The organism is Brevibacterium picturae, from assembly GCF_030453725.1.
In the GTDB taxonomy this organism is placed as follows: Bacteria; Actinomycetota; Actinomycetes; order Actinomycetales; family Brevibacteriaceae; genus Brevibacterium; species Brevibacterium sandarakinum_A.
In genome coordinates, this window is the sequence record NZ_JAKDJU010000243.1 from 1 (window position 1) to 3459 (window position 3459).

Below are 3459 nucleotides of genomic sequence, written 5' to 3' on the forward strand. Positions count from 1 at the left end.
TTCAACTGCTCCGGCAAGCACGCAGCCTTCCTCATGGCCGCGCTCGCCTCCGGCGCCGACACCGCGAGCTATCTCGATCCCGCTCATCCGGTGCAGACGAAGGTCGCCGAGGTGGTCGAAGCCTTCGCCGACGAGACGCCGGTGGCCGTGGGCACCGACGGCTGCGGTGCCCCGGTGTTCGGACTCAGCCTCGTCGGCCTGGCGCGGGCGATCGGCCGCGTGGTGCGACTGGGCAGCACCGATACGAACCCAGCGGTCGACGAGAACCCGACGACCGCCTCGGCGACGGAGCCCTATGCCTCCTATGCGGCCGAGGCGCGCACCCTCGTGGACGCGGTCTTCGCCGAACCCTGGGCGATCGAAGGCCACGGAAAGCCGAACACGAGCGTCATCGACCGCCTCGGCGTCTTCGCCAAGGGCGGGGCCGAAGGCGTCATCGTCATGGCCACGAAATCCGGGTACTCGGTCGCGGTCAAATGCCTCGACGGGTCATCCCGGGCAACGGGACTCGTGGCGCTGACTCTGCTGCGCAAAGCGGGCGCGATTCCTGAGATCAGCGAGGAACTCCTCGCCGATGTCATCGCCGCGATCACCGACCCCGTCACCGGCGGAACCGAGTCCGAGGGGCGGACGGCGGTTGTCGGACGGGTCATCGTGGGTGAAGATGTAGCGAAGATCAGGTAAGAGGGAGAGTCACTGATGGCTATTCGCAGAAGGATCGACCCCGACGAGGGCCGCAACGCCCTCGAGATGTGGGCGGCGCATTCGGACGCCGACGCGGCACCGGCCGACCGGTCGACCCTGGCCACCGCGGTGAGATTCACACTCGAAGAACTCGCTTCGCGGGCAGAGGGCAACAGCGTCGAGGTCCGCGTTCCGCCCTTCGGCGTCACCCAGTGCATCCCCGGGCCCCGGCACACTCGCGGGACACCACCCAATGTCGTCGAAACCTCGGCGCAGGTGTGGTTGGAGATCGTGACGGGCAAGACCACATTCTCCGCAGCACTCGCCGAAGGCTTAGTCGACGCTTCGGGAACACGCGCGGACATCAGTGACTTCGTCCCCCTGTACACCTCGGCAGAACTGGAAGGCCGACGATGAACGCTCAGATCACCCAGACCACCTCTTTCATCGGTGGGCGTCACGTCCCCTCACTGACCACCTACGCCAACGTCGACCCGGCCACCGGCGACCACCTCGGCGATGTCTCCCGCGGCGGGCCCGATGAGGTTGACCGTGCGGTCAAGGCCGCGGCGAGGGCACAGCAGGAGTGGAAGCGCTCGAGCACTGAGCAGCGCTCGAAGCTGCTGGTCACCACCGCCGAGGTGATCCGAGCCAACCGTGATGAGTTGGCCAGCCTCGAGTCCGAGGACACAGGCAAACCGCTGACCCAGGCCTATGCCGACGTCGATGTCTGTGCCCGCTACTTCGAGTTCTACGGTCACACCATCGAGTCCTACTACGGGCACGCGATCCCCATGGCCGAGGACATGCACGTCTACACGCGACGCGAACCCTACGGTGTGACCGGGCACATCGTGGCCTGGAACTATCCGCTCCAGCTCATCGGCCGCGCCGCCGCAACCTCGCTGGCCACCGGCAACGCCGCCGTGGCCAAACCCGCCGACGAGACCCCGCGCTCCACGGTCCGGCTGGCCGAGCTCATCCATTCCGTCGGTTTCCCCGCAGGTGCGTTCAACGTGGTCACAGGCCTGGGCGCCGAGGCGGGGGCGGCGCTGGCAGCCCACCCGGGCATCGCCCATCTGGGCTTCGTCGGCTCGACCCAGATCGGGTCGCAGATCGCCCACGCCGCCGCCGACCGGGTCGTTCCCACGGTTCTCGAACTCGGCGGTAAATCCGCGAACATCGTCTTCTCCGACGCCGATGTCGATGCCGCCATTCCGTCCCTGCTCCGTTCGATCATCCAGAACGCCGGTCAGACCTGCTCGGCCGGGTCCCGCCTCATCGTCGCTCAGAGCAACCACGCCGAGGTGGTCGAGAAGCTGGCGGCCGCGATGGAGAAGGTGACCATCGGGTACGGCCCCGAGGACCCGATGCTCGGGCCTCTGATCTCGACGAAGCAGCAGGCCCGCGTCGAAGGATTCCTCTCAGACATCGGCAGCGCCGAGATCATCACCGGCGGGACCCGACCCGACGGTCTCGCCGACGACCTCACCGGCGGCGCCTTCATCACCCCGACGCTCGTGGACAACGTGTCTCCGGGCTCGACGATCGCGCAGGAGGAGGTCTTCGGTCCCGTCGTCGCCGCCATGACCTTCGGCGATGAGGAGGAAGCGATCTCCCTGGCCAACGGCACCGACTACGGCCTGATCTCTGCTCTGTGGACGCAGAACCTCTCCCGAGCCCATCGAGTCGCCGCCGAGGTGGAGGCCGGGCAGATCTTCGTCAACACCTACGGTGCCGGCGGGGGAGTGGAGCTGCCCTTCGGCGGGGTCAAGAAGTCCGGCTACGGCCGCGAGAAGTCCATCGAAGCCCTCAACGAGTACACGCAGACGAAGACCGTCGCCGTGAAGCTGTGAGGTCGTGACGCTGTGAAGCGGACTGGTCACGGTCGTCGATGACTCCTGCCGTCCTCGGGCTGGTGCTGGTCGCCTCGGTGGCCCATGCGCTGTGGAACATTGCGGCGAAATCGGTCTCCGGCAAGGGCTACGCCTTCGTGCTGGCCTATCACGGGCTGTCCGCGATTCTGTTGGCCCCGATTGCGATCTGGCTGCTCGCCTCCGGGGCGCATGAGTTCAGCCTCCGACTCCTCGGTGCCGCGGCGCTCAGCGCGATCTTCCATATCGCCTACTCGGTGTCCCTGCAGTCCGGCTATGACCACGCACCCCTGGGCGTCGTCTATCCCACGGCGCGCGGGGTCGGCCCGATCATCACGATCATCATCGCCGTGCTGTTTCTGGGCGAGCGGCCCAGCGCGCCAGAGACCATCGGCGCCTTCATCGTGATCGCCGGCATCGCGGTCGTGACCGTGCGACCACGAGGCGCAGTCTTCGGCGCGTCGAGGGACAGCCTCGGCGGCAGTCACGTGACAAGCAGTCACGGCGTGGGTCGCGTGACGAGCAGCCACGGCGGCAGTCGCGTGACGAGCAGCCACGGCGTGGGTCGCGGTCTGGCGTGGGGCGGGCTGATCGGCACCTTCATCGCCTCGTACACGCTGTGGGATGACTTCTCCGTCAACCACATCACCGACTCACCGCTGCTCTACTTCGCCGTCTCCGAAGCCTGCGTCGCAACTATTATGGGATTGGGCATCGTGACGATCCCAGGCGGTGCGGGTCGCCGTGCGGACTTCATGTCGATCGTGGCTGAGCACAAGAGCGCCCTGGTCACCGTCGCCATCCTGTCCCCGGTGGCCTACCTGCTCGTCCTCTTCGCCATGCAGCAGGCGCCGGTGTCCCTCGTCGCACCCGTGCGGGAGACTTCGATCATCGTCGGCAC

At 67.1% G+C, this 3459-nt stretch carries 4 protein-coding genes; all 4 read left to right on the top strand.

Annotated features, from left to right (window positions below; genetic code table 11):
* A partial coding sequence (locus L0G76_RS14885; RefSeq protein WP_304357935.1) for an asparaginase occupies positions 1-684 on the top strand: 684 nt, incomplete at its 5' end.
* Positions 685-699: 15 nt separating this feature from the next.
* Entirely contained in the window at positions 700-1101 is a 402-nt protein-coding gene (locus L0G76_RS14890; RefSeq protein WP_304357936.1) for a sterol carrier family protein, read from the top strand.
* The gene (locus L0G76_RS14895) at positions 1098-2540 is read left to right on the top strand and encodes an aldehyde dehydrogenase family protein (RefSeq protein WP_304357937.1); all 1443 of its coding nucleotides are present in this window, start codon (positions 1098-1100) and stop codon (positions 2538-2540) included. Before L0G76_RS14890 ends, L0G76_RS14895 begins: the two co-directional genes overlap by 4 nt.
* Before the next feature lie 38 nt (positions 2541-2578).
* Positions 2579-3459, top strand: an 881-nt coding sequence (locus L0G76_RS14900) for an EamA family transporter (RefSeq protein ID WP_304357938.1), incomplete at its 3' end; no start/stop codon positions are given.